Below are 23658 nucleotides of genomic sequence, written 5' to 3' on the forward strand. Positions count from 1 at the left end.
AAGCCGGATACTTGGAAACTTGTAAGTCCGGTTTCTAGGGGGGAAGGGAGCAGTAATGCTCCTGCCCTACCCGACTAATCATACGACCACAAGATAATGCGACGGAGATACTCGAAAGGATTAGTCAGTTTCTAGCCATCAGAGGAATGAAGGTAAGTGAGAATAAGACAAAGATAACCGCTACGACAGAGGGTTTTGACTTCCTTGGCTGGCACTTTAAAGTGCAAAGCAACGGAAAATTTAGATGTACCCCCTCAGTGGAGAACTTCAAGAAATTCCGCCAGAAGGTAAAAGCAATCGTCAACTGCTCGAATTATGGAGCTAAGGAAAAGGCAACCAGGTTAGCCCCCTTAGTTAGAGGCTGGAGAAATTACCACAAATTCTGCAAGATGGATGGGTCGCGGTTCTCGCTATACCACATTCAAAACAGAGCCTTTAAGGTATTTAACAAGGAAGCCAAACTAGACCGCCATTCTAGCAAGAAATTACTAGACAAGGCGTTCCCAGCAGTTCCCTACTCCGAAAACAAATTTGTCAACGTCAAAGGAAACAAATCACCTTACGACGGAGATATAATCTACTGGAGCGAACGCAACAGTAAGTTATACGACGACCACACCTCTAGAGCCTTAAAACGGCAAAACCATACGTGCGGACATTGCGGCATGAAGTGTCTCAGCGACGAGCGGGTACATTTACACCACATAGACGGGAATCATAGCAACTGGAGAAATAAAAATCTAGTAGCTCTACATGAATCTTGTCATAACTACGTCCACATGGGCAAAAGGGAACAACAACCCTAAGAATATCTGGGAGCCGGGTGAGGCAAAAGTTTCATGCCCGGATCTGTAGGAGAGGTGCGGGGTTGTAATAGCCCCCATCGACTCTAACTAACAGAAATACTAATCGATGAGCTTCAATACTCTGGGGAAATGAGAATTATTCAACCTGGGGTTTACACACCTCATTATCGAATAAATTTTTCGTCGCTAAGGTTAGCAAGTGCGCTAAGTAGATATGGTGTAGTGACGGGAAGGATGTCTACAGCTAATTATTACTTTCCTAAAAAGTTAGAATATTTAGCTGCTTATCTATTGGGCTATTTTGATGGCGATGGATGTGCTTATGTCAATAAAGGTAGAAGTGGAGGTCTTGTTTGTATTGTTGGTGCTTGGGAATTTACTTACGAATTAGCAAGAATTTTAAATATGGGTTCTGTACAAGAACACCAATCAAAGAAAGTTTACTACTGGAGAATTTTTAGCCGCGAACATATACAATCATTTTATAATTTTGTGTATACAAATCAAAGTTTAGGGTTACAACGAAAAAGACAAAAAATCGAGCAAATATTAGAGGGCTACAAACGTGGTTAAAATAATTAGTTGTAAATCGTTAGGTATTCAAACTGTATATGATATTGGAGTCGAAAAAAATCATAATTTTATATTAGAAAATGGAGCAGTTGCTTCAAATTGCTTTAACAAATCTCATTCAACAGCTTATGCCTATGTAACTTATCAAACAACTTACTTGAAAGCAAATTATCCTGTGGAATATATGGCGGCGTTGTTAACATCAAATAGCGGCGATACAGATAAGGTGCAAAAGTATATTGCTACTTGTTTGACAATGAATATTCCTATAGAACAAGTAGATATCAATCATTCGGTTATAGATTTTGCGCCTCTTGACACTACAATTTTGTTTGGATTTTGTGCGGTGCGAAATCTTGGATTAGGTGCAAGTGAATGTATTTTAGAAGCAAGAAATAATGGTGGTGAGTTTAAGTCATTAGCCGATTTGTGCGATCGCGTAGATTTGCATACAGTCAGCCGTCGCGCTTTGGAAACTCTGATTTTATGCGGTGGTTTTGACAAAATTGAGCCTAATCGCAACCAATTAATCCACGATTTAGATGTAGTTTTAGATTGGTCGCAATCGCGCCTCAAAGAACGCGCCAGTGGGCAAGTAAACCTCTTTGATTGGAGCGGTTTAGAAAATAACGAGCAAGCAAGTAATAAGTTTGATTCCGTCCCTAAAGCTGCAAAAGTAGCGGATTTTTCTCAACAAGAAAAGCTAAATAAAGAAAAAGAATTACTTGGCTTTTACGTTTCCGATCATCCCCTAAAATCTGTGCGTTCCGCCATGCAAGTTTTAGCACCAATTAATTTAAGCGAATTAGAAGCGCAAAGCAAAAAAGCCTTACTGTGTGCAGTAGTGATGATTAGTAGCATTAAACCAATTACCACCAAAAAAGGCGATCGCATGGCGATTGTAAAACTCGAAGACTTGACAGGACAAACGGAAGCTGTAGTATTTCCGAGAACCTTCGAGCAAATTGGCTCGTTGCTAGTTACCGATGCGCGCCTAATTGTTTGGGGTAAACTCGATCGCAAAGATGATGATGAGCTTCAGCTAATTATTGAAAATGCTCAATTGATTGACAAAGTGCAAATGTTAATGGTGGAATTAACAATCGAACAAGCCGTAGACACTTCAAAGCAAAACCAGTTAAGAAGCATTCTGCAAGAGCAATCTGGCGACAAAGATAAAGCCAATACTCCCGTACTTGCGATCGTCACAGCAATAAATAACCGTCAATTAGTCCGTTTTGGTCGTCAGTATTGGGTACAAAACTGCAATGCTGCGGTACAGTCGCTCACCACTGCAAATTTTATGGCTTATGCTCAACCTTTAACCAATTTTACCTAGAAGTCGCCTACTTCCATCAAAATTAAACCCAGCATATTTTTCCCACTACCATCTAAAAGGTTTGAGTATTTAAAATTAACTACTACTCCTGCAAATGGCTTTTCTCTGGTTCGAGAGGAGGAATTTGATCTGCTGTTAGAGTAATAATTTTACCATCTTGCCAAATACTAATTGATTCTCCTAGTTTGCGGTGCTTTTCTATAGCTTCAGCGATCGCTAATTTCACCCCAGCATCAATTTTTTGATATAGTTCTATTAATGATTGTTCATTCATCGGTAATTTTTATTATCTGATTCCAGATTTCAGGTTGATAAATAAGCGGTTTTTTCTCAATGTCACAAACTGCAACTACTTGAGAACCCGGACTAGAGTTATCATATATAACCCAAGTGTCACATAACGGTAAATATAATTCTAGTAAATTTTTAATGCCTCTTATATAACGGCGGCGAATGACATCTTCAGGAATATTATGCCCGCCGCTCTCTACTCGCCTGCGTACTCGCTTTATTGCTAATTCAGGACTTTGTAGCCAAAAGAAAATTAAGTTAATAGTGTAACCTTTTAGCTTAGATTTTCTTAAAAAACTAGCGAAATATCGAGCAGCAAGAGTAGTTTCAAAAGCAAAATCAGTACCAGAATTAGCAAGTATTTCTAATCTTTCTAACATTAACCTTCCGGCGAGAATAGCAACGGATTCTGGGTTAAACATTGAAAGCCCCGCAGCAATTTCATCGGCGTTAATATACTCAATAACTCCTAGAAAGTTGGGTAATAATCTTTTAGCTGTAGTTGTCTTTCCTGAACCATTTGCACCACCAATAAGATAAAGATTAGACATTACCAATAGTTTCACTAAGTTTTTAGTTAGGAAAGTTGAAAATTTAGTAACATAAACTTATCTTACTAAAATTAATAAAAATGGTTGCAGCATCAGAATCGCTAACCTTACCGACTTTACCAGAAATAATTGATGGATTGCCAAATATTTGTGGTTCAGAATCTTTGGTTGAAACGGTAGTTAAAAACGATAGACCAGTATTTTTACCCACAAGTAATATAGATATTCAAAACGTAAAAGCTACCTTTGCGATCGCCTTACATATGCAGCAACCGATAATTCCGGCGGGAAGCAATGGCGAATTAATTAGCAATTTGCAATATATGTTTGAGCATTCCTCTGAAGGAGATAACCATAATGCTGCGCCTTTTGCTCATTGTTACAGTCGCATGGCGGATATGATTTGCGATCTTGTCAGTAGAGGCAAAAATCCGCGTGTAATGTTGGATTATTCCGGTAATTTGCTATGGGGATTGCGGCAAATGGGACGAGGGGATGTGATAGACAATCTTAAACGGATAACGTGCGATCGCACCTATCAACCTTATGTAGAATGGCTAGGGACAATGTGGAGTCATGCTGTAGTTCCCTCTACTCCAATTCCCGATATTAAACTGCATATTCGCGCTTGGCAACATCATTTTGCAGCAATTTTTGGCTGGGAGGCTTTAGCACGAGTTAAAGGGTTTTCTCCGCCAGAGATGCACTTACCTAACCATCCCGATACTTTGTTTGAATTTGTCAAAGCTTTACTAGACTGCGGCTACCGTTGGGTGATGGTACAAGAGCATTCTATAGAAACTTTAACTGGGCAACCTCTACAGTACAAGCATTTACCCCACCGTTTAGTAGCGCGTAATTCTCAAGGGGAAACTTTAAGTATTACAGCCTTAATTAAAACTCAAGGATCGGATACTAAATTAGTCGCGCAGATGCAGCCGTATTATGAGGCGAAAACCTTATCAAGGCAAACTTTAGGCAATGTTTCTGTACCACCAATAGTTACTCAAATTGGTGATGGCGAAAATGGTGGCGTGATGATGAATGAGTTTCCCGGCGCATTTATGAGAGCTTGGGAAGAAATGGGTAATGATGTTGTTAGCGTCACGGGTACAGAGTATTTAGAATTGATTTCGTCTATTGGTTGTACTGCGGAGGATTTTCCCACCTGTCAAGCTGTAGGACAACATCAGATTTGGGAGCAAGTAAATTCTAAGTACGCACCCGATGCGGTGAATAATGCGATCGCCTTTCTGAAGCAAAATAACCCAAATTTTCATGTAGATGGCGCTTCTTGGACTAACAATTTAAGTTGGGTAAAGGGTTATGAAAATGTCTTAACTCCGATGAATCAACTTAGCGCTTTGTTTCACCAGAAGGTAGATCCAGCAAATACTCAATCATCTAACTATCGTCAAGCGTTGCTACACAATCTTTTATTACAAACCAGTTGTTTTCGTTATTGGGGACAAGGCGTGTGGACAGATTACGCACGGGAAATTTACAGGCGCGGTGAAAAGATATTGACAGATAATTTTTAACTAATAGATAGGTAGGATCTGCAACAACATTTTTTTGAGTTTACACTCGTTTACAAATACTTTTAACTGATGTATACGTGCCTGAATTAGTCCCGATTCTAATTATTTTGTTGCTGATTGCTACTACCGTCGCCTTGGTTTCGCGGCGGCTAAGAATCCCTTATGTTACGGGTTTAGTTTTAGCAGGTTTGCCCATCACCGAGCTATTGTCCCGTCGTGTTGGGTTAGATCCCTACCTAGTTTTAAACCTTTTTCTGCCAATTTTAATTTTTGAAGCTGGCATTAATACCGATGTTCGCCGTCTCCGCAGCACTTTTAAACCCATTGCTCTATTGGCGGGCCCTGGGGCATTGCTTGCCACTGCTATTATCGCCGTACTCTTAAAATTTGGGCTGACATTAGACTGGATACCTGCCCTGTTTTTAGGCGTAATTCTGGCAAATACAGATACGGTGTCAATGATTGCCGTATTTAAGGATATTCCTGTTCCTGCCCGACTTTCAACTATTGTTGAAGGCGAAACTTTATTTAACGATGCCGCCGCTTTAGTTTTATTCAACCTAATAGTAAAAGTATATTCAACGGGTTCTTTGACCTTTTTAGAAGGAGTCCAAGAATTTTTATTTGTGGCGGTGGGAGGCAGCCTAGTAGGTTTAGTTTTAGGCTACTTGAGCATACCTATATTTGCCCGTTTAAACGATCCTCTCAGCAGTCTGTTATTAACGGTTGCTGTTGCTTTGGGAACCTCTCAGGCGGGGCAGTTTCTTGGTGTATCTGGCCCGGTGGCGGTGGTGGTGGCGGGGCTAATTTTTGGTAATCTGGGACTTTCTCAAACTAATTCTGCGGGCGATCGCCTTACACTATTAAGCTTCTGGGAATATGCTGGTTTTGGAGTCAATACTTTTATATTTCTGCTCATTGGCATAGAAATAAACCCCATCACGCTCATTAAGATTTTGCCCGCAGTTTTACTTACAGTTGCAGTTTACCAAGTGGGTAGGGTTCTTACTGTTTACCCGTTGCTTGCTGGAATACGCTGGATCGATCGCCCAATTCCCTTACGCTATAAACATTTACTTTTTATCGGCAACATCAAAGGTTCGCTCTCAATGGCTTTAGCGTTGAGCTTACCTACCAATTTACCAGGGCGAGAATATCTGATTGTTTTAGTCTATGGCTGCGTGTTGGTGTCCTTAGTAGGTCAAGGTTTAAGCTTGCCTTGGCTAGTAAAACGCTTAAAATTAGCTAATGTTTCCGAAACTCGCCAGCAAATTGAACAGTTGCAAGCTCAGTTAATTACAGGTAAAGCCGCTCAAGATGAATTAGATAGCTTGTTGAAGTCAGGAGTATTGCCTAAAGCCGTTTATGAAGAAATGCGCGCAGGTTATCAGGTACGAGTAGCAGGAGCAGAAAAAGCACTGCGGGAAATCTATAACCGCCGCCCAGATACATCGGATGCCACCACAGGCGATCGCACTAAACTTGATGCTATTCGCCGCCGCCTACTGCTGGCAGAAAAAGGAGCTTTGGGTGAAGCTATCCGCAAACAAATTCTTTCGCCTGAAATTGTGCGATCGCGTTTGCAAAATATTGACGAGCAACTGCTAAAACTCGAAGATGATTAGATAGGCGATTTCTGAGGGGTTGTTTGATTTATAATCACTTTACCCGGACTAATCCAAGAAATTCCTTGTTGTAAAGCACTCCCAATCATTACCGCTTCTACTATTGGTTCAGAAATATCTGTTTTGGCTACCCATTCCACAATAAAATTTGCCCCACTACCGCCACTGGTATCGTTTCTATCTACTACAAAATTTGTAGAAGCTAGTGCATCAAGTTGAATGGGACGTTCTATATACTGCCGGATTAATTTACCATTCGAGTCATAGTAGCGTACCGCCGTAACAATCATGGGGTTAGTTAAATCTGTATTGCGAATACTCAATGTAGCCGCCAAATCGAAATACTTTTGCCGATTTTCATAATAAATATGCGAATAAATCGGCACATAAATAGTTTGTCCCATTGCGGCTTGAAAATTTTGCTCTAAAATCACCACTTTTGGAGATGAAACGATTGGCGGCGGTGGAACTTCCGATGGGGTACAAGCAGTCAGAAAAATTAGCGCGAATTCTATACAAATTAGGCGGTATGGCTTCATCCGAATTATTTACAACCTTCGATAAAATCAATGACTTGATGCAGTGAGCCTGGTTTTGTAACAATTAGAACTGTTGAACCAGGTTCTAATACCGTACTACCGTTAGGAATTATCAAGTTTTCATGAACATGAGCTTGATAGCCAATGATTAAGGAGCCTGTAGGAAAGCGAGAATCAAGAGCAATTTCGGCAACGCTACGCCCAGCAACATAACAATTTTCTGGGATTGCAAGTTTTAGCACTTCAATTTGTCCCTGCTCAAAGTGCATCATTGATTCTACTTGTGGATATTCAATCGCATTTACCATCGTTGATACTGCCAAATCCACCGTACTAACTATATGATTTGCTCCGACTATGCGTAATGGCTCGGCAAAATCGCGGTGGCGCATCCGAGTCACAATGTGCGGCGCTCCGTAGTGTTTGGCAAGCGTTACCATCGCTAGATTTAAGGCATCGCTCCGCAATGCAGCTACTACCGAGTCAGCTTTACCAATGCCCGATTCTAACAATACTTCGGTACTTACAGCACTGCCAACAAACGCCATCACTCCTACTTGTTCGCGGGCATAACGGCAGGCAACGGGATCGATATCAATTACCGCCACTGTATGACCTAATTCTACAAGCCTGTGTGCCAAACTCAGCCCAATTAAACCGCCGCCACCAATTAGCACGTACATGGTAGTTGCCCTTTAACGCTTTCTTTGCTTCAGTCTACAAGCAACCAAAAAATTTTGGCTGTATCCATTTGTCTTAATTATCAGCTATTCGCAACCAAGCCTTAGTCACCTACAAGGTTTTGTAACCTTTTCAAGTGAAAAGCTTTTGTTTAAGTAGAGTCAAAAGTCTCGCAATTTACAGAGGCAGGCGATCGCTTTTCTTAAGCAAAATAACCCAAATTTTCATGTCGATGGCGCTTCTTGGACTAACAATTTAAGTTGGGTGAAGGGTTACGAAAATGTTTTAACTCCTATAAATCAACTTAGCGCTTTGTTTCACCAAAAGGTAGATCCGGCAAATACCCAGTCATCTAACTATTGTCAAGCGTTGCTACACAATCTTTTATTACAAACCAGTTGTTTTCGTTATTGAGGACAAGGCGTGTGGACAGATTACGCGCGAGAAATTTACAGACGCGGTGAAAAGATATTGACAGATAATTTTTAGTAGTAAGCGATCGCCTCCAAGAGGCGATGAGCGTTAGCAGCGCTTTTCAGTAAATAAACTTTTTCAACTAAGCTAATTAAATCTGACTGGGCAATCAAAGCTATGTAGATTTATTTTATTACTGGTGGGAATTACAGAATTCTACTGAAACAATCCCCCAAGTTCAAAGCGGTTTAAATAATTTTGCGGCAGGGCGATCGCGCTTTTTTAGTGTTTAGTATCAGCAAGCAAATTTAGTGTTTAGATATACTGTATTTATTGAAGTTTACTTTGCCAGGAAACCTCGAAAACATGACAGATCGAGAGCAATTGATTCAGGAACTCGAACAGGCTCCTGACGAGCTAGTACAAACAATGCTAGATTTTTTACATCGGATTAAGGCTGTACGCAAAAGTCATCCTCTTAGAAAGTTTGTAGGAATTTTAAGTGACTCAGAGGCAGAAGAACTACAACAAGCGATCGCCAAAGATTGTCGGCGGGTAGATTTGAATGAGTGGTGAGATTGCCCTAGATACTTCTGTTGCGGTTCGTTTTTTGAATGGAGACACAGTAATTACTGAAAGAGTATTGGCATTACCAGAAATAGTTTTGCCAATCGTTGTTGTCGGAGAATTGTTATTTGGTGCGGAAAACTCTACACGTCCCTTGCAAAATTTGCCTCGATATCTGGAGTTTATATCAGCTTGCGTCGCTATACCATTAGGAAGAGAAACCGCAACAACCTATGCTCGAACCCGTTTAGCATTGAAGCGTAAGGGGCGACCAATTCCCATGAATGATGTATGGATCGCCGCGCAGTGCATGGAACATGGTTGGATATTGGTGACAGATGATAGTGACTTTGATTATGTTGATGGCTTGATGTTAGAACACTGGTAGCTAAGGTATACGGTAGCCAGTTAACAAGCTAAACGCGAACATCATGCTTCTGACTGAATAACATCTTTTGGTAAGAGTTTCTAATAGTTTGAAGCCGTTGACTTACCGTTTGTGTAAAAATCTTATCCTCTTTTGCCTAACTAAGCAAACAAAAAGCGCCAGAATATTCTAGCGCTCTTGACAAATTTTAATTAATGTGTTATTTAAGTTAATGCTTCCGCACCACCAACAACTTCTAGAATCTCTTGAGTAATCGCCGCTTGACGAGCTTTGTTGTAAGTCAACGACAGGCTGCCAATTAGTTCTTTGGCGTTGTCACTGGCACTATTCATCGCCGTCATTCGGGCAGCTAGTTCGCTGGCTGCCGATTCTTGTAACGCTCTTAGTAGCTGGTTATTTAAGTACAAAGGCAACAAAGCATCAAGAATTTGTACCGGATCTTGCTCAAATAACATATCGCGGGGAAAAGGACGAGCTTCGGTAGTAACTCTTTGCCTTTCAACTTCAAACTCACCGCCGCGAGTTGTCAATCTAAAGATTTCATCATCCGCCGCCTCTAATCCTTGAGGATCTAAGGGTAGTAAAGTTTGAACTACGGGGCGAGAGCTAATCAACGAAACGAATTTAGTGTAAACCAATTCAATTCTGTCTACATTCTCAGATAAAAACAACGACAGCAGTTGATCGGCAACATTAGACGCTTCTGCCGCCGTAGGAATTTGCTCTAAGCCCGTGTAAACGCCCTCAATAGGCTGGGTGCGGCGCTGGAAGTATTGCGAGGCTTTACGACCAACTATGATGAACTTGTAGTTCCTGCCTTCAGCTTTGATTTCTTTAGCGCGATTTTCTGCTCTGCGGATAATATTGCTATTGTAACCGCCACATAAACCGCGATCGCCTGAAATGACTAATAAGCCAACAGTTTCAACTGGACGCTGTTTAAAAAGTGGCAGATCCGCTTCTTCAAACTTTAAACGAGTTTGTAAACCAAATAATACTTGAGCCAAGCGATCAGCAAAAGGACGAGTTGCAATTACTTGCTGTTGCGCCCTCCGCACCTTAGCCGCCGCTACTAAGCGCATGGCTTCGGTAATTTTTTTGGTGTTTTTGACTGAATTGATGCGATCGCGAATTGCTTTGAGATTAGCCATATTTTTATTACCTCTAATAGAAATCTAGCGATTAGCCATCTAACCGCTAAATTGCTAACAGCTTTATACCGATGCCATGAAGGTTTGCTTGTACTCGCTGATGGCTTCTTTTAAGAGCTTCTCAGCTTCATCACCGAGCTTTTTCTCGCTGCGGAGCAAGTCGCCGTACTGGGCTTTGCTACTCTTGAGATAATCCCGCAGTCCTTGAGTGTAAGCAGCTATTTGGTCTACAGCAATGTCATCTAAATAGCCGTTGATTCCCGCGTACAGAATTGCTACTTGGTCGCCGACCGATAGGGGCGAGTATTGAGGCTGCTTGAGGAGTTCCTGCAAGCGCTTACCGCGTGATAGTTGATTTTGGGTTGCTTGGTCTAAATCTGACGCAAACTGAGCGAAAGCCGCCAAATCGTCGTACTGAGCTAGTTCTAGCTTGATTTTTCCAGCTACTTGCTTCATTGCTTTAGTTTGAGCCGCCGAACCTACCCTTGATACTGAAATACCAGGGTTTACCGCCGGACGCAAGCCAGAGTTAAACAAGTTGGAAGATAAAAAGATTTGTCCATCCGTAATCGAAATTACGTTAGTAGGAATGTAAGCCGATACGTCTCCAGCTTGAGTTTCGATAATTGGTAACGCTGTCATGCTACCTTCACCGAGTTCGTTGCTCAATTTTGCTGCCCGTTCTAGCAAGCGAGAGTGGAGATAAAATACATCGCCTGGGTAAGCTTCCCGTCCTGGTGGACGACGTAGCAATAGCGACATCTGACGATAAGCTTGGGCTTGCTTGGAAAGATCGTCGTAAATAATTAAAGTTGCTTTGCCCTTATACATGAAGTATTCAGCCAAACTCGCGCCTGTATAAGGAGCTAAGTATTGCAAGGTAGCGGGAGCATTAGCATTAGCTGCTACAACGATGGTGTATTCCATCGCGCCTTTTTCTTGCAACACGTTGACAATATTGGCTACCGTAGAAGCTTTTTGTCCGATCGCTACATAAACACAAACTACATCTTCACCTTTTTGGTTAATAATTGTGTCGATGGCGATGGATGTTTTGCCAGTTTGGCGATCGCCAATAATCAATTCCCGTTGTCCGCGTCCTACAGGAATCATCGCATCAATCGCTGTAATCCCAGTTTGCATCGGTTCGTATACCGAGCGACGCTCAATAATTCCGGGTGCGCCGGATTCAATTAAACGGCTTTCTGTCGTCTGAATATCGCCTTTGCCATCAATGGGACGAGCTAGAGCATCTACAACTCTACCAATCATTGCATCGCCAACAGGGACTTGAGCAATTTTTCCAGTAGCCTTAACGGTGCTACCTTCTTGAATATCTCGCCCTTCGCTCATCAATACCGCGCCTACGTTGTCTTCTTCGAGGTTTAAGGCGATACCAATCGAGCCATCTTCAAATTCGAGTAATTCCCCAGCCATCGCTTTTTCTAAGCCATAGATCCGGGCAATACCGTCTCCTACTTGCAATACCGTACCAACGTTATCGACTTTAACATTTTGATCGTATTGCTCAATTTGCTGCTGGATAATGCTGCTAATTTCGTCGGGTCTAATACTAATAGCCATGTTTATCTTTTGTGATTTAGGATTGTTTGACTGTTAAAGGGGATTTAATTCCCGCTCAAATTGCCTTGAGCTAATCAAGGAATATTTAAAACCTTAACTAGCGCTAGTTAAGCTTAAAGACAAGCGGCGCAACTGACCTCGAAGACTAGCATCAATTACCTGAGAGCCAACTTTAACAACTGCTCCAGCAATTAATTCTGTATCGAGTTTCATATCTAGCTCGACTTCGCGGGCATTAGTCATCGCTTTAACTTTATCTTTAATCGATTGCTGTTGAGCTTCGCTTAATTCTATTGCCGAAATTACTTCAGCGAGAACTGTTTGATTTAGCTGACGCAAAAGATTCAAATACTGCTGACAAATGCCTTCTAACAGCACAATTCGCCGCCGATCTACGAGTATTCGCAAAAAGTTACGCAAATAAGGATGGACGCGATCGCCAATTACTTGCTCTAGTACGTGCTTTTTGTCTTGCTCTTTAACAAAAGGATTAGCTACAAAACTCTGTAACTGGTCGGAACTTTGGAGCAAGTTCAGTAAAGATCGGACATCTTCGCCAATTTCCTCAGTAATATTTTGCGATTTTGCCGAAGACATTAGCGCCTGAGCGTAAGGCATTACTACTTCCGAATTTATACCGCTATTTCCTTTCATTAGGCTTCACTCCCTAATAGCGCTATGCTACGGTCTAATAATTTTTGCTCGACGTTGCTGTCTACTCGCTGACGCAACTCTAATTCTACTTTCTGCAAAGCTTTGGCGACTACTTGGCGACGTAAATCGGCGATCGCTCTTTCGGTTTCCGTACTCAAGTCATTCGCCGCCATTTGTTTCATCTGCTCTACATCTTTGGCTGCTTGAGCTAAAATTGCTTCTTTGGCAATTTGGGCATTTTCTTCGGCAGTTTGGCGGATTCTTTGCGCCTCAGCTTGAGCTTGAGTTAGCTTTTGCTGCGCCTCCGACAAGGCTTTTGCTGATTCTTTGGCACTTTTTTCCGCCGCTTGAATTTCGGTTGTGATCGTGGCTTTGCGCTCTGTCAAAATCTTAGTCAACAGCCCCTTGCCAAAATAAACCAATGCCCCAATCAAAATTGCTAGATTAATGATATTTGTTTCAAAAATATCAAGATTTAGACCAAAACCGCCTTCTGCTTCTACTTCCGATGCGTGGGCAAAGCTTGCTTCGGCGGCGGTTAGTAAATAACTTCCGATTATACTCATCTACAACTGCCCTGCTCGATTGCTAATAAAATAAATTTTGTTGTTAGTGCGTGGCAATTGTTTTATCTAGCTGGCTCTAACAGTTTGTCCATAATTTGCCGACCTAGAGCATCTACTTGTTGCTCCAATGAGCGCATTGCTTCAGTCTTTTGCGCGTCTATTTCTTGTTGTGCTTGCTCTCTTTGGCTTTGAGCTTCTTTTTGAGCTTCAGCAACTTTTTGATTAGCAATGGTTTGAGCTTCGTTTTGGGCAGTAGTAATGACTGATTGAGCCTGTTTCCGGGCTTCGTTTAACTGCTGCTTGTACTGGGCTGCCAATTGCTCGGTTTTAGCCAGGATTTCGCGGGCATCCGTTTTGCTGGTACGAATAAAATTTGTGCGCTCGTCCAATACTTTAGTAAGTGGCTTATAGAAAATTACGTTCAATACGGCTGCTAGAAGGAGAAATTGCAATGCCATTAACGGCAAAGTAGCGTCAAAATCAAACATTGTTTTCCCTTTCAACTAGAACAGCAGTTTTAATTACAGGCAACATCATTCAACCTTTGATAAATTCAATAAACCCAATCGGGTAATTACCTTAATCGCTCGAAATTAACTGGCTTTTGGCTAGAGACGCGATTTCCACGTCTCTAAATTTGGCTCTTAAGAAGCGAAAGGATTAGCAAACAGCAACACTAGAGCAATAACTAGACCGTAAATGGTCAATGATTCCATGAAAGCCAAGGTTAGTAGCAAAGTACCGCGAATTTTTCCTTCAGCTTCTGGTTGACGAGCAATACCTTCTACAGCGCGCCCAGCAGCATTTCCCTGACCAAGACCAGGGCCAATGGAAGCTAAACCGATTGCTAAAGCAGCAGCGATTACGGAAGCAGCAGCGACTAATGGATCCATGATGATTTTCCTTACTTTAAATGTACAAAACTAAACAAGCGGTTAATTGATTGGTGGGGTAAGCGTGGAAATGACAAACTGTGTCAATGTCCTTCTTCTTCCCCACCATGCCCTTCTAGGGCTTCATGGATGTACGCGGCGGCTAGGGTAGCAAAAACCAGTGCTTGAATAGCGCTAGTAAATAAACCCAAAGCCATTACGGGCAGTGGTACAAACAAGGGAACAAGTAAAACCAATACTCCTACCACCAGTTCATCCGCCAAGATGTTACCAAATAAACGGAAGCTTAGGGAAAGAGGTTTGGTGAAATCTTCTAAAATGGCGATCGGTAGTAGTATCGGTGTAGGTTCGATGTATTTTGTAAAATACCTCAAACCTTTTTTACTAAAACCCGCGTAAAAGTACGCCAAAGAAGTCAGTAAGGCTAAAGCTACTGTGGTATTGATATCGTTGGTGGGGGCGGCTAGTTCGCCTTCTGGAAGTCTAATCAACTTCCAGGGTATTAAAGCGCCTGACCAATTTGATACAAAAATGAACAGAAATAAAGTTCCAATAAATGGAACCCAGGGACGGTATTCTTTTTCGCCGATTTGATTTTTTGCTAAATCCCGAATAAATTCTAGGGCATATTCCATAAAATTTTGGATGCCGCTAGGGATTCGTTGGATGTTTCGAGTTGCAGCAATTGAAACTATAACTAGAAGGGCAATTACAAACCACGACGTGAGAAAAACTTGTCCGTGAATTTTCAGACTGCCCAATTGCCAGTAGAAATGCTGACCGACTTCTAAGGCGGCGAGAAACTTATAGTTAAAGGCGTTTAACACACTGAGCATTTCCATTGCGGAAGTTTACAATCCTAAGATATTAGGAGTTAACTTGCGATTTTTTCTCGATCTAACTTATGAGTCAGGAGTCAAAACCGTGCGGAGAGTATAAACGAGGAGCGTAGCTTTATAGGTCAGAAATCCCAAGAATACTGGCAAGATTTGCAATTGATTCCATTGACTTGCTAAAACTAGCAATCCAACTACCAACGCCAATCTATTTTTATTAAACTTGGGGTTTTCTGCGCCAATTTGCTCGACGTTTTTACCCAACATTTTCAAGTAAACCACACCAGTGCATGACCCGATCAGATAATTTAGGGCAATGTTGAGTGAGTAAAAAATCCATACAGAAATAAAAATTATCCCGGTCAAAACCAAGGTAATTAGTAGCAACTCTTGGGAGAGTTGATAAAATTCCTGCATCGATTTTCCCGATTCTGAAGGGACAGAATCTGGCGGAGAATTTTCTTCTACTTCGGGTGTGGTTGTGGGTTCGTTTAGCAAGCTCACAGGACTCGCAAACCTTTTAAATAATTGGTTTGACTCGTTAGAGCCAGAAAATATCGTATCACGTCGCGGTAACGATTCTTAAAAAATAATTAACTAGGCGTGAGCATAATTAGTTGCTGAGTAAGTAAACTTCTCACCTGATTTAACTCCAACGGTACTTGGGTCAAGATTTCGCCTACAGTTTTGGTTAAATTGCGAAGCCCGTAACCGGGCGTGCTTGCGCTATCGCACTGTTGCATAAACTCAAATTCTGGTTCTGATAAGTTGACAATTTGGTAATCGTAGTTAAATAAGCACTTATTCTCCCAGCCTTCCATACAAGGATGACGTTCAGGAATTGCAGCTAAAAGCTTTTCATCGATAGACCAATCGTTTTTAGGTAAAGGCGCACGTCCTAAAAAGAATTCGTAATGAGCTACTTCGGGATCTAATAATTCAATTAAACGGAAAGTGGCGCGATCGCTTAACTTCTTTACTCTTTCCTGTAACGAAGGTTCTTTGCCCAAAAGTCGCTCTATTTGCCAGAACTTAGGATTAGAGAAGCCTAAAAAGTCCAATCCTGAAGCATCAATTAGTTCAAATAAAGTTTCAATATTGTAGTCAATCTCGTGGGGATGGACGTACATATCAGCAAAACATTCATCGCGCTGGTTTTCCATTGACCAACGCTCTTTTTCGCGCTTGACGATGCGGTTGTTTTCTGGTAGCGAGGCAAATAGTTTGCGCCCAACTTCTACACCGTCGCGGTAATCGCCTTTGTCATTTTGCAGCAGTGCGATCGCGCGTTGCATTAAACTAATTTCCCAGCGTCCCAACTCTCCATACACGAAAATGTGCATCAACCCACCGGGAGCTAACTTTTTAGCTAAAGCCTGAATCCCGCGAATGGGATCTTCTAAGTGGTGCAGTACACCAACAGAGTTAATTAAATCAAACTCTCCCTCAATCTGGTCTGCGTCGTATAAGCTTAATTGACGAAATTGAACGCGATCGGCTTTTGACCTTTGACAGCGCTCTTTAGCCACCGCTAAAGTACCTTCACTGATATCAATACCAACAACTTGAGCTTGGGGGTTTAAGTGTACTAAGTATTCTGTACTTACACCCGAACCACAGCCAGCATCAAGAATGCGAATATCTTGTTTTTGGGGCTTTTGTCCGGTGCAGAAATTGTAAGCCGCTTGCCAATTCCAGCGCCAGTTATAACCCGGTGGCGGCTCATCTAGCAAGGGTTCGGGGGGAAATGGGTAAGTATCGTAGAGTTTGGCAACAGCAGCGCTAACGCTTTGAGGATCTGGCATAGTAAGGAAAATTGCAGCATCCCGTAGTTTAACGAATGTCCGACTACTAAGGCTATTAATAAAATTATGAGTAATCGTATTGTATTTGCTACTTATGGCTCTTTAGGCGATTTGCATCCTTACATGGCGATCGCAGTGGAATTAAAGCAACGGGGTCATAGTGTGGCGATCGCTACAAGCGAGATTTATCGAGATCGAGTTGAAGCAGAAAATCTTGATTTTTACCCTGTCCGACCCGACTTGCCAGCTAAAAACACCGAGGAAGCTCAAGTAGCTATTAAGCAGGCTATGGACGAACAAAAGGGAACAGAGTACGTCTTACGCCAGTTAATTTTGCCCTACTTGAAAGACAGCTACAACGATCTAGTGCAAGCTTTACCGGGTGCGGACTTACTTATCACTAATCCTGCAAGTGTCGCGGGTGCTTTGATAGCTGAAAAAACGAGCATAAATTGGATTTCTACGGTATTAGCGCCAATTTCCTTTTTATCAGCCTACGATCCGCCAGTCTTAGGAAATAACATTAGTCGCATTGAATTAGGGCTATTTTCTACTCCCATCAATAAATTACTAATGTATTTAGGCAAACTTAGTATTTTTTCTTGGAGTTTACCCATACAAGAACTTCGGGCTGAATTAGGGTTATCACCAGCAAAAGATCCTTTTTTTCAAGACCAACATTCACCGGATTTAGTTCTAGCTTTATTTTCTCAAGTTTTTGCTCAACCTCAAACCGATTGGTACAAGAAAACTTCCGTTACTGGATTTCCCTTCTACGATCGCCAAGCCACAGAACTATCGCCAGAATTATTAGAATTTATTGAATCCGGTTCGCCGCCGATTGTTTTTACTTTGGGTTCTGCGGCTGTAAATGATGCAGGTAGTTTTTACATTGAAAGTGCGCTCGCAGCTAAACAGTTAGGATGCCGTGCTGTATTGATAATTGGAGAGGATACGCGCAATCAACTACCAGAAAATTTATTATCAGCAGATATTGTTACTTTCAGCTACGCGCCATACTCTAAAATATTTCCCTACGCCTCAGTTATTGTACATCAAGGTGGAGTTGGCACAACCGCCGAAGCCTTAAGATCCGGTCGTCCTATGCTAGTTATGCCCTACAGTCACGATCAACCCGATAATGCTGCACGGGCAGAAAGGTTAGGTGTAGCCCGAACTATTAAGCGTAACAAGTATCAGGCGATCGCTGTAGCATCCGAGTTAAAACAGTTATTGCACGAGCCAAAGTACGCTCAACAAGCAGCGTTAATAGGGCAGCAAATTCGCTCAGAGGATGGGGTAAAGGTAGCGTGCGATCGCATTGAAGCGTATTTGAGTTTATGAAGTGCGATCGCGCATTTAATCCGAGACTAACGCCACTAAATAGGCTCTCCATCTTCGAGCGTATAAAGATCGGGTTCTTCACTTAAAAAGTTAAAACTTCCGTTGTTTTGAGCCATTTGCATTAGCTCAGAAGTTTTCGGTTCCGAGCCTTCATAAAAAAGTTTTGATTCTAAAAGTAGTCTTTCTGCTGGCGAGAGAGACAAAATTATTTGGATTAAAGACTCAACTAAATTGGCATTCATTACTTTTTTTGCTCCACCTTAAAAGTTATATCTAAACTTTTCTCAATCTATTTGGCGCTCTACTGGCTAGTAAGCGTAAGTACTTACTGTGAGATAACAGCAAGTAATTTATTCATTTTCCCTAACTAAAAGCGCGCTCGCACTTATAACCCCAACTTATCCTTGTAAAACTCCCCCTAATCCTGGGAATTATACACACTTCTTAATATTCAAGCGGAAATTACTCAAAACGTTTTAAGGTAGGAACTGACCGAGTTAATTTTAAACAGCGATTGCTACCAGCCAGCAATATAAAAATCGAAGTTCCTTAACACAAGGGTAAAAACGGCGATTTGTCAAGTTTTGAAGTAGCTCAAAAGAAAGTTTACTGGTATCCCGGTCAGGTTTAATACAGTAAAAAATATGATGGGAGTTTAAATAATCGCATGAGTGTTAAGGCAAGTGGTGGAAGCTCAGTTGCTCGTCCGCAACTATATCAAACACTAGCAGTCGCAACAATCAACCAAGCGGAACAACAAGACCGCTTTGTAGAGCGTGGCGAACTGAACGAACTGTCAAACTATTTTGCATCGGGAACAAAACGATTAGAAATTGCCGAGACACTAAGCAAAAATGCCGAACTAATTGTGTCTCGCGCTGCTAACCGCATTTTTGTTGGTGGTTCGCCGATGGCTTATTTAGAAAAGCCCAAGGAATTAGAATTAGCCACCGTAGGCGCGCCAGACGACATCAAAACCGGGATGCAGTTAGGAAATATAACCTATGTAGATAGCCGGGGTGGTTTTCTGGAGGGATTGCGATCGCTATTTAACACCTCTGGCGGTGGTGGTGCAGTTCCAGCAAACTTTCGACCAATCAACGTCGCTCGTTACGGGCCTAGCAATATGCAAAAGTCCTTACGGGACTTAAGCTGGATGCTACGTTACGCAACTTATGCGATCGTTGCTGGCGACCCCAACATCATCTCTGTCAACGTCCGGGGATTAAGAGAAATCATTGAAAATGCTTGTTCTGGTGAAGCAACAATTGTCGCTCTGCAAGAAATTAAGCAAGCATCGTTGTCTTACTTCCGTAAGGATACAGAGGCGACAGATATTGTCAGTCAGTACATGGACGTACTAATTACAGAATTTAAAGCCCCTACGCCTTCAGAAAAGGTCAGGCAACGTCCTTCTGGTGACTTACAAGGGTTACAGTTACCACAAATATATTTCAACTCCGCCGAGCGTCGCCCTAAATTCGTCATGAAGACGGGTTTATCCGCCGGAGAAAAGCAAGAAGTAATCAAAGCCGCCTATCGACAAATTTTTGAGCGCGACATTACCCGCGCTTACAGCCAGTCGATATCTAACTTAGAATCCCAAGTAAAAAACGGCGACATCTCAATGAAAGAGTTTGTCCGCCGCGTTGGGAAATCTCCTCTTTACCAAAAACAATTTTTTCAACCTTTTATTAACAGCCGCGCTTTAGAGCTTGCTTTCCGTCACTTTTTGGGCAGAGGGCCTTCTAGCCGTGAAGAAGTGCAAAAATACTTCTCTATCGTCTCTAGTGGTGGTTTACCAGCCTTAGTTGATGCGCTAGTTGATTCTAAAGAGTACGCCGATTACTTTGGCGAAGAAACTGTACCATACCTGCGCGGATTAGGTCAGGAAGCCCAAGAATGTCGCAACTGGGGAGCGCAGCAAGACTTACTCAATTACAGCGCCCCTTTCCGCAAAGTACCGCAGTTTATTACTTTATTTGCGGCTTACGAAAAGCCTCTCCCCGATCAACATCCCTACGGTTCGGGTAACGACCCCTTAGAAATTCAATTTGGGGCAATTTTCCCTAAAGAAACCCGTAATCCTAGTACAAGTCCCGCTCCTTTTGGTAAAGATACTAAGCGGATCTTGATTCACCAAGGCCCCGGTATCAACAACCAAAACAGCACTCCTCAAGCGCGAGGAGAGTTCCCAGGCTCTCTAGGTCCCAAAGTATTCCGCTTAGATCAACTTCCCGGTACAAGAAGCAGCAAGTCAGCTAAAGGAGCGAGTGTTAAATACTCGGAAAGCTCCACCCAAGCGGTAATTAAAGGCGCATACTTGCAAGTATTTGGGCGAGATGTCTACGAAGGACAGCGCCTAAAAGTAGCAGAAATTAAGCTCGAAAATGGCGAAATTCCAGTAAGGGAGTTTATACGTCAATTAGCTAAATCAGATTTATTCCGCAAGCTTTACTGGACTTCTTTGTACGTAACCAAAGCTGTAGAGTACATTCACCGCCGCTTGTTGGGTCGTCCTACCTATGGCAGAGCGGAAATTAATAGCTACTTTGATATCTGTGCCAAAAAAGGCTTCTATGCTTTAATTGATGCCCTAATTGACAGCCCAGAATACAACGAAGCTTTTGGAGAAGATACCGTTCCTTATGAGCGTTATTTAACTCCTGGTGGTGTCGCATCGCGGAGTCTTAGAGTTGGTAGTATCAATCAAGATATTGTCAGCGCTAAGGTAGAGCAAGCTGAAACTCCACGCTTTGTCGAATTAGGCGAAGTCAAGGAAATGCGGACGCAGCCCGATATCCAGTTCCGTGTCAACCAAGGCGTTAACAAGCAGCGCGAACAAACTAAAGTCTTTAAGCTCACCAATACCAGCGACAAAGTTGCCTTAAAAACTGCAATTCGAGCCGCCTATCGTCAGGTATTTGAGCGCGACATTGAACCTTACATTACTAAAAACGAGTTTACAGAGTTAGAAAGTAAGCTAGGCAATGGGGAAATTAACGTTAAGGAATTTATCGAAGGTTTGGGTAGCTCAAGCCTGTATATCAAAGAGTTTTACACGCCTTACCCCAATACCAAGGTAATTGAACTCGGAACCAAGCACTTTTTAGGACGTGCGCCCAAAAATCAAGCAGAGATTCGAGAGTACAACCAAATTCTTGCTTCTGCGGGTATTCGTGGCTTCGTCAGTGCAATGGTAAATTGCGCTGAGTACATTGAGATGTTTGGTGAAGATACGATTCCTTACCGTCGCTTCCCAACTTTACCTGCGGCTAACTTCCCCAATACTGAGAAGTTGTACAACCAGCTAACGAAGCAAAATGACGATGTAGTTGTACCTAGCTTTGAGCCTGTAAAGCCGATGATGGCAACAGACAAGATGCCGATGATGGCAAAAGCGATCGCCGATATGGCTTTTGCAGCCCGTCAAGCTGACAAAACTCAACCATTATTTATCGAACTTGGCCGCTCCTTTAATAACGGTAGAGGTCAGTCAGTGGAAGTTGGTGTTGGTACAACCCGCCGCAAACCTGCACGGATTCATCGCGTTACTAACGGCAATAACGCCGCCGAAACTCAACTGGCAATCAATGCTATCTACTGTCAAGTGATGGATATCTTTAGCGGTCAGGTTCCTGATGGGCTAAGAATTTCTGATTTAGACAGCAAACTGCGTAACGGTGAAATCAATGTTAGAGAATTTGTCCGCACTCTAGCAAGTTCTAGTACCTACCGTCAGCGTTTCTATACGCCTTACCCCAATACCAAAGTGATTGAATTTTTATTCCGTCACATTTTGGGTCGCGCTCCTGCTACTCAAAGCGAGATTCGCTCTTACAACAAGCTACTCGCGGATGGCGGATTAAAAGCAGCCGTAGATGCAATGGTCGATAGTACCGAATACGCGCAGTATTTTGGTGAAGATGTTGCCCCTTACCCCCGCTACCCATCGCTACCTGCGGGTAACTACCTAGGCAGCGTTAAAGCGGCGGCAGACTTAGTTAAGCAGTCGTGGTCGGATCTGTCGCCTTCGTCGCTTACACAAGGCTCTACCGGGCGCTAAACTGCCTTAAAATCACTTACTCATAAAAACCAGCAAAGACTTTGCTGGTTTTTTCTATTGAGGTCGTTCAGTACCAGTTTTTGCCGCTAATTAATGCCGTAAAAGATTAAGAAAGTATGTAATTGTTCGTCTAAATGAAAAATATATTAATAAGTATTAAGAGGTGAGTCAAAACGTGAACGAAATGCAGGAGAATGTTTGCGGAAGGTAAATGAGTTTAAAAGTTTTGTGTATAGGTTTACGCAAGCACCTAAAAAGAATTACTGTCATTAAAGCAGTAGTTGTGTAGAGATACACGCTATTTTAGATAAACTCAGTTAAATAATTTAAGCCCAAACCAGTTTAAAACATTGGTTTATTCTTTTGGAGGAATCGGTTAATGAGTATTGTCACGAAATCAATCGTGAATGCGGATGCCGAAGCTCGCTACCTCAGCCCCGGCGAGCTAGATCGGATCAAAAGCTTTGTTGGTAGTGGAGAGCGCCGTTTACGGATCGTTCAAGCTTTGACAGAGAACCGCGAGCGGATTGTTAAACAAGCTGGCGATCAGTTGTTCCAAAAGCGTCCTGACGTAGTATCTCCTGGTGGAAATGCTTACGGTCAAGAAATGACTGCTACTTGCCTCCGAGACATGGATTACTACTTACGTTTGATCACCTACGGAGTAGTAGCTGGCGACGTTACACCCATCGAAGAAATTGGTGTTGTAGGCGTTCGGGAAATGTATCGCTCTCTCGGTACTCCAATTGAAGGCGTTGCTGAAGGCATCCGCGCCATGAAAAACGTTGCTACTTCAATGATGTCTGGTGAAGACTCCGCAGAAGCTGGATCTTACTTCGACTACTTAGTCGGTGCTATGCAGTAAGTAGCTGCAAAACTACTCAAAAAATTGCTAAAGGAATCAAGACTATGCAAGACGCAATTACTTCTGTAATCAATTCTTCAGACGTTCAAGGTAAGTACCTTGACAACTCCTCCATGGAGAAGTTAAAAGGCTACTTCCAAACTGGCGAACTTCGCGTTCGTGCAGCCAGTACAATCAGCGCTAATGCCGCAGCGATTGTAAAAGAAGCAGTAGCTAAGTCCTTGTTGTACTCGGACATCACTCGTCCCGGTGGCAATATGTACACTACTCGTCGCTATGCTGCTTGCATCCGCGATTTAGACTACTACTTGCGTTATTCAACCTACGCAATGTTAGCTGGAGATCCTTCAATCCTCGATGAGCGCGTACTCAACGGATTGAAAGAAACCTACAATTCGTTAGGCGTACCCATCGGTGCAACCGTTCAATCTATCCAAGCAATGAAAGAAGTAACCGCAAGCTTAGTTGGCCCTGATGCTGGCAAAGAAATGGGTGTTTACTTTGACTACATTTGCTCTGGTTTAAGCTAATAGCTGTACAAGCTAAGTAGCATCTTTATTTGAGGTCTGGGAGTTAATT

The 23658-nt window shown here is 42.4% G+C and carries 24 protein-coding genes and 3 pseudogenes; 13 read left to right on the plus strand and 14 right to left on the minus strand.

Annotation, left to right across the window (positions count from 1 at the left end):
• The first annotated feature begins 146 nt into the window (after positions 1–146).
• The 3 genes from C7B70_RS12625 (at position 147) to C7B70_RS12635 (ending at position 2718) form a co-directional block, all read left to right on the plus strand.
• Entirely contained in the window at positions 147–806 is a 660-nt protein-coding gene (locus C7B70_RS12625) for a group II intron maturase-specific domain-containing protein (RefSeq protein ID WP_339376714.1), read from the plus strand.
• Between the two features lie 234 nt (positions 807–1040).
• A complete protein-coding gene (locus tag C7B70_RS12630) occupies positions 1041–1379 on the plus strand; it encodes an LAGLIDADG family homing endonuclease (protein ID WP_106369397.1) in 339 nt (112 codons plus the stop codon).
• The gene (locus C7B70_RS12635; RefSeq protein WP_106369398.1) at positions 1372–2718 is read left to right on the plus strand and encodes an OB-fold nucleic acid binding domain-containing protein; all 1347 of its coding nucleotides are present in this window, start codon (positions 1372–1374) and stop codon (positions 2716–2718) included. Before C7B70_RS12630 ends, C7B70_RS12635 begins: the two co-directional genes overlap by 8 nt.
• 82 nt (positions 2719–2800) lie before the next feature.
• Here the strand turns inward: C7B70_RS12635 and C7B70_RS12640 are convergent, their stop codons facing one another.
• Both C7B70_RS12640 and C7B70_RS12645 read right to left on the minus strand, forming a co-directional pair.
• The gene (locus C7B70_RS12640) at positions 2801–2992 is read right to left on the minus strand and encodes a hypothetical protein (RefSeq protein WP_106369399.1); all 192 of its coding nucleotides are present in this window, start codon (positions 2990–2992) and stop codon (positions 2801–2803) included.
• Positions 2985–3560 (minus strand): zeta toxin family protein, encoded by a 576-nt coding sequence (locus C7B70_RS12645; protein WP_106369400.1) that lies wholly within the window; start codon positions 3558–3560, stop codon positions 2985–2987. Before C7B70_RS12645 ends, C7B70_RS12640 begins: the two co-directional genes overlap by 8 nt.
• 80 nt (positions 3561–3640) lie before the next feature.
• Between C7B70_RS12645 and C7B70_RS12650 the strand changes: the two genes are divergently transcribed.
• The gene (locus C7B70_RS12650; protein ID WP_106369401.1) at positions 3641–5101 is read left to right on the plus strand and encodes a glycosyl hydrolase family 57; all 1461 of its coding nucleotides are present in this window, start codon (positions 3641–3643) and stop codon (positions 5099–5101) included.
• A 77-nt stretch (positions 5102–5178) separates the two neighbouring features.
• The gene (locus C7B70_RS12655; protein WP_233220917.1) at positions 5179–6726 is read left to right on the plus strand and encodes a sodium:proton antiporter; all 1548 of its coding nucleotides are present in this window, start codon (positions 5179–5181) and stop codon (positions 6724–6726) included.
• On the opposite strand, the gene C7B70_RS12660 is transcribed toward C7B70_RS12655, so the two are convergent.
• Positions 6723–7265, minus strand: a complete 543-nt coding sequence (locus C7B70_RS12660) for a DUF3124 domain-containing protein (RefSeq protein ID WP_106369403.1) — start codon at positions 7263–7265, stop codon at positions 6723–6725. The genes C7B70_RS12655 and C7B70_RS12660 overlap by 4 nt on opposite strands.
• Positions 7266–7270: 5 nt before the next feature.
• Positions 7271–7948: a TrkA family potassium uptake protein gene (locus C7B70_RS12665; protein ID WP_106369404.1), complete on the minus strand. Its 678-nt coding sequence runs from the start codon at positions 7946–7948 to the stop codon at positions 7271–7273.
• Positions 7949–8132: 184 nt separating this feature from the next.
• On the opposite strand from C7B70_RS12665, the pseudogene C7B70_RS27720 reads away from it, so the two are divergent.
• The 3 genes and pseudogenes from C7B70_RS27720 to C7B70_RS12685 all read left to right on the plus strand — a co-directional run.
• A pseudogene (locus C7B70_RS27720) lies at positions 8133–8357 on the plus strand (glycosyl hydrolase family 57); the annotation flags it as partial.
• 369 nt (positions 8358–8726) lie between these two features.
• Positions 8727–8936: a hypothetical protein gene (locus C7B70_RS12680; RefSeq protein ID WP_106369405.1), complete on the plus strand. Its 210-nt coding sequence runs from the start codon at positions 8727–8729 to the stop codon at positions 8934–8936.
• Positions 8926–9315 (plus strand): type II toxin-antitoxin system VapC family toxin, encoded by a 390-nt coding sequence (locus C7B70_RS12685; protein ID WP_106369406.1) that lies wholly within the window; start codon positions 8926–8928, stop codon positions 9313–9315. The genes C7B70_RS12680 and C7B70_RS12685 overlap by 11 nt, the downstream gene beginning before the upstream one ends.
• Before the next feature lie 203 nt (positions 9316–9518).
• Here C7B70_RS12685 and C7B70_RS12690 read toward each other — a convergent pair whose 3' ends face one another.
• The 9 genes from C7B70_RS12690 to C7B70_RS12730 all read right to left on the minus strand — a co-directional run bounded on the left by C7B70_RS12690 (position 9519) and on the right by C7B70_RS12730 (position 16804).
• A complete protein-coding gene (locus tag C7B70_RS12690) occupies positions 9519–10466 on the minus strand; it encodes a F0F1 ATP synthase subunit gamma (RefSeq protein ID WP_106369407.1) in 948 nt (315 codons plus the stop codon).
• 63 nt (positions 10467–10529) lie between these two features.
• On the minus strand, positions 10530–12050 hold the full coding sequence (atpA, locus tag C7B70_RS12695) for a F0F1 ATP synthase subunit alpha (RefSeq protein ID WP_106369408.1): 1521 nt from the start codon (positions 12048–12050) through the stop codon (positions 10530–10532).
• Between the two features lie 93 nt (positions 12051–12143).
• Entirely contained in the window at positions 12144–12704 is a 561-nt protein-coding gene (atpH, locus tag C7B70_RS12700) for an ATP synthase F1 subunit delta (protein ID WP_106369409.1), read from the minus strand.
• On the minus strand, positions 12704–13270 hold the full coding sequence (locus C7B70_RS12705) for a F0F1 ATP synthase subunit B (protein WP_106369410.1): 567 nt from the start codon (positions 13268–13270) through the stop codon (positions 12704–12706). Before C7B70_RS12705 ends, atpH begins: the two co-directional genes overlap by 1 nt.
• Positions 13271–13332: 62 nt before the next feature.
• Positions 13333–13758: a F0F1 ATP synthase subunit B' gene (locus C7B70_RS12710; RefSeq protein ID WP_106369411.1), complete on the minus strand. Its 426-nt coding sequence runs from the start codon at positions 13756–13758 to the stop codon at positions 13333–13335.
• Positions 13759–13914: 156 nt separating this feature from the next.
• Positions 13915–14163, minus strand: coding sequence for an ATP synthase F0 subunit C (gene atpE / locus C7B70_RS12715; protein ID WP_106369412.1), 249 nt, complete (start codon positions 14161–14163; stop codon positions 13915–13917).
• Between the two features lie 83 nt (positions 14164–14246).
• Positions 14247–15005 (minus strand): F0F1 ATP synthase subunit A, encoded by a 759-nt coding sequence (atpB, locus tag C7B70_RS12720; protein WP_369831862.1) that lies wholly within the window; start codon positions 15003–15005, stop codon positions 14247–14249.
• A 60-nt stretch (positions 15006–15065) separates the two neighbouring features.
• The gene (locus C7B70_RS12725; RefSeq protein WP_106369460.1) at positions 15066–15416 is read right to left on the minus strand and encodes an ATP synthase subunit I; all 351 of its coding nucleotides are present in this window, start codon (positions 15414–15416) and stop codon (positions 15066–15068) included.
• A gap of 176 nt (positions 15417–15592) precedes the next feature.
• Positions 15593–16804 (minus strand): class I SAM-dependent methyltransferase, encoded by a 1212-nt coding sequence (locus tag C7B70_RS12730; RefSeq protein WP_106369413.1) that lies wholly within the window; start codon positions 16802–16804, stop codon positions 15593–15595.
• Positions 16805–16870: 66 nt separating this feature from the next.
• On the opposite strand from C7B70_RS12730, the gene C7B70_RS12735 reads away from it, so the two are divergent.
• Positions 16871–18148 carry a glycosyltransferase gene (locus C7B70_RS12735; RefSeq protein ID WP_106369414.1) on the plus strand — a complete coding sequence of 426 codons (1278 nt, stop codon included), beginning with the start codon at positions 16871–16873 and terminating at the stop codon, positions 18146–18148.
• Between the two features lie 35 nt (positions 18149–18183).
• Here the strand turns inward: C7B70_RS12735 and C7B70_RS12740 are convergent, their stop codons facing one another.
• Positions 18184–18390 (minus strand): hypothetical protein, encoded by a 207-nt coding sequence (locus C7B70_RS12740; RefSeq protein ID WP_106369415.1) that lies wholly within the window; start codon positions 18388–18390, stop codon positions 18184–18186.
• A gap of 425 nt (positions 18391–18815) precedes the next feature.
• Between C7B70_RS12740 and C7B70_RS12745 the strand changes: the two are divergent.
• The 4 genes and pseudogenes from C7B70_RS12745 to apcB all read left to right on the plus strand — a co-directional run.
• A pseudogene (locus C7B70_RS12745) lies at positions 18816–21506 on the plus strand (phycobilisome rod-core linker polypeptide); the annotation flags it as partial.
• A gap of 222 nt (positions 21507–21728) precedes the next feature.
• Positions 21729–22214, plus strand: a pseudogene (locus C7B70_RS27725) (phycobilisome rod-core linker polypeptide); the annotation flags it as partial.
• A 379-nt stretch (positions 22215–22593) separates the two neighbouring features.
• On the plus strand, positions 22594–23079 hold the full coding sequence (gene apcA, locus C7B70_RS12750) for an allophycocyanin subunit alpha (RefSeq protein ID WP_009634169.1): 486 nt from the start codon (positions 22594–22596) through the stop codon (positions 23077–23079).
• A 44-nt stretch (positions 23080–23123) separates the two neighbouring features.
• The gene (apcB, locus tag C7B70_RS12755; protein ID WP_009634168.1) at positions 23124–23609 is read left to right on the plus strand and encodes an allophycocyanin subunit beta; all 486 of its coding nucleotides are present in this window, start codon (positions 23124–23126) and stop codon (positions 23607–23609) included.
• The last annotated feature ends 49 nt before the right edge of the window (positions 23610–23658 follow it).

It is taken from the genome of Chlorogloea sp. CCALA 695, from assembly GCF_003003885.1.
Lineage (GTDB): Bacteria > Cyanobacteriota > Cyanobacteriia > Cyanobacteriales > Chroococcidiopsidaceae > Aliterella.

Coding starts and splice junctions, on each gene's coding strand:
- C7B70_RS12625 (WP_339376714.1), top strand. CDS start 147: ATGAAGGTAAGTGAGAATAAGACAAAGATAACCGCTACGACAGAGGGT.
- C7B70_RS12630 (WP_106369397.1), top strand. CDS start 1,041: ATGTCTACAGCTAATTATTACTTTCCTAAAAAGTTAGAATATTTAGCT.
- C7B70_RS12640 (WP_106369399.1), bottom strand. CDS start 2,992: ATGAATGAACAATCATTAATAGAACTATATCAAAAAATTGATGCTGGG.
- C7B70_RS12645 (WP_106369400.1), bottom strand. CDS start 3,560: ATGTCTAATCTTTATCTTATTGGTGGTGCAAATGGTTCAGGAAAGACA.
- C7B70_RS12650 (WP_106369401.1), top strand. CDS start 3,641: ATGGTTGCAGCATCAGAATCGCTAACCTTACCGACTTTACCAGAAATA.
- C7B70_RS12660 (WP_106369403.1), bottom strand. CDS start 7,265: ATGAAGCCATACCGCCTAATTTGTATAGAATTCGCGCTAATTTTTCTG.
- C7B70_RS12665 (WP_106369404.1), bottom strand. CDS start 7,948: ATGTACGTGCTAATTGGTGGCGGCGGTTTAATTGGGCTGAGTTTGGCA.
- C7B70_RS12680 (WP_106369405.1), top strand. CDS start 8,727: ATGACAGATCGAGAGCAATTGATTCAGGAACTCGAACAGGCTCCTGAC.
- C7B70_RS12685 (WP_106369406.1), top strand. CDS start 8,926: ATGAGTGGTGAGATTGCCCTAGATACTTCTGTTGCGGTTCGTTTTTTG.
- C7B70_RS12690 (WP_106369407.1), bottom strand. CDS start 10,466: ATGGCTAATCTCAAAGCAATTCGCGATCGCATCAATTCAGTCAAAAAC.
- atpA (WP_106369408.1), bottom strand. CDS start 12,050: ATGGCTATTAGTATTAGACCCGACGAAATTAGCAGCATTATCCAGCAG.
- atpH (WP_106369409.1), bottom strand. CDS start 12,704: ATGAAAGGAAATAGCGGTATAAATTCGGAAGTAGTAATGCCTTACGCT.
- C7B70_RS12705 (WP_106369410.1), bottom strand. CDS start 13,270: ATGAGTATAATCGGAAGTTATTTACTAACCGCCGCCGAAGCAAGCTTT.
- C7B70_RS12710 (WP_106369411.1), bottom strand. CDS start 13,758: ATGTTTGATTTTGACGCTACTTTGCCGTTAATGGCATTGCAATTTCTC.
- atpE (WP_106369412.1), bottom strand. CDS start 14,163: ATGGATCCATTAGTCGCTGCTGCTTCCGTAATCGCTGCTGCTTTAGCA.
- atpB (WP_369831862.1), bottom strand. CDS start 15,005: ATGGAAATGCTCAGTGTGTTAAACGCCTTTAACTATAAGTTTCTCGCC.
- C7B70_RS12725 (WP_106369460.1), bottom strand. CDS start 15,416: ATGCAGGAATTTTATCAACTCTCCCAAGAGTTGCTACTAATTACCTTG.
- C7B70_RS12730 (WP_106369413.1), bottom strand. CDS start 16,804: ATGCCAGATCCTCAAAGCGTTAGCGCTGCTGTTGCCAAACTCTACGAT.
- C7B70_RS12735 (WP_106369414.1), top strand. CDS start 16,871: ATGAGTAATCGTATTGTATTTGCTACTTATGGCTCTTTAGGCGATTTG.
- C7B70_RS12740 (WP_106369415.1), bottom strand. CDS start 18,390: ATGAATGCCAATTTAGTTGAGTCTTTAATCCAAATAATTTTGTCTCTC.
- apcA (WP_009634169.1), top strand. CDS start 22,594: ATGAGTATTGTCACGAAATCAATCGTGAATGCGGATGCCGAAGCTCGC.
- apcB (WP_009634168.1), top strand. CDS start 23,124: ATGCAAGACGCAATTACTTCTGTAATCAATTCTTCAGACGTTCAAGGT.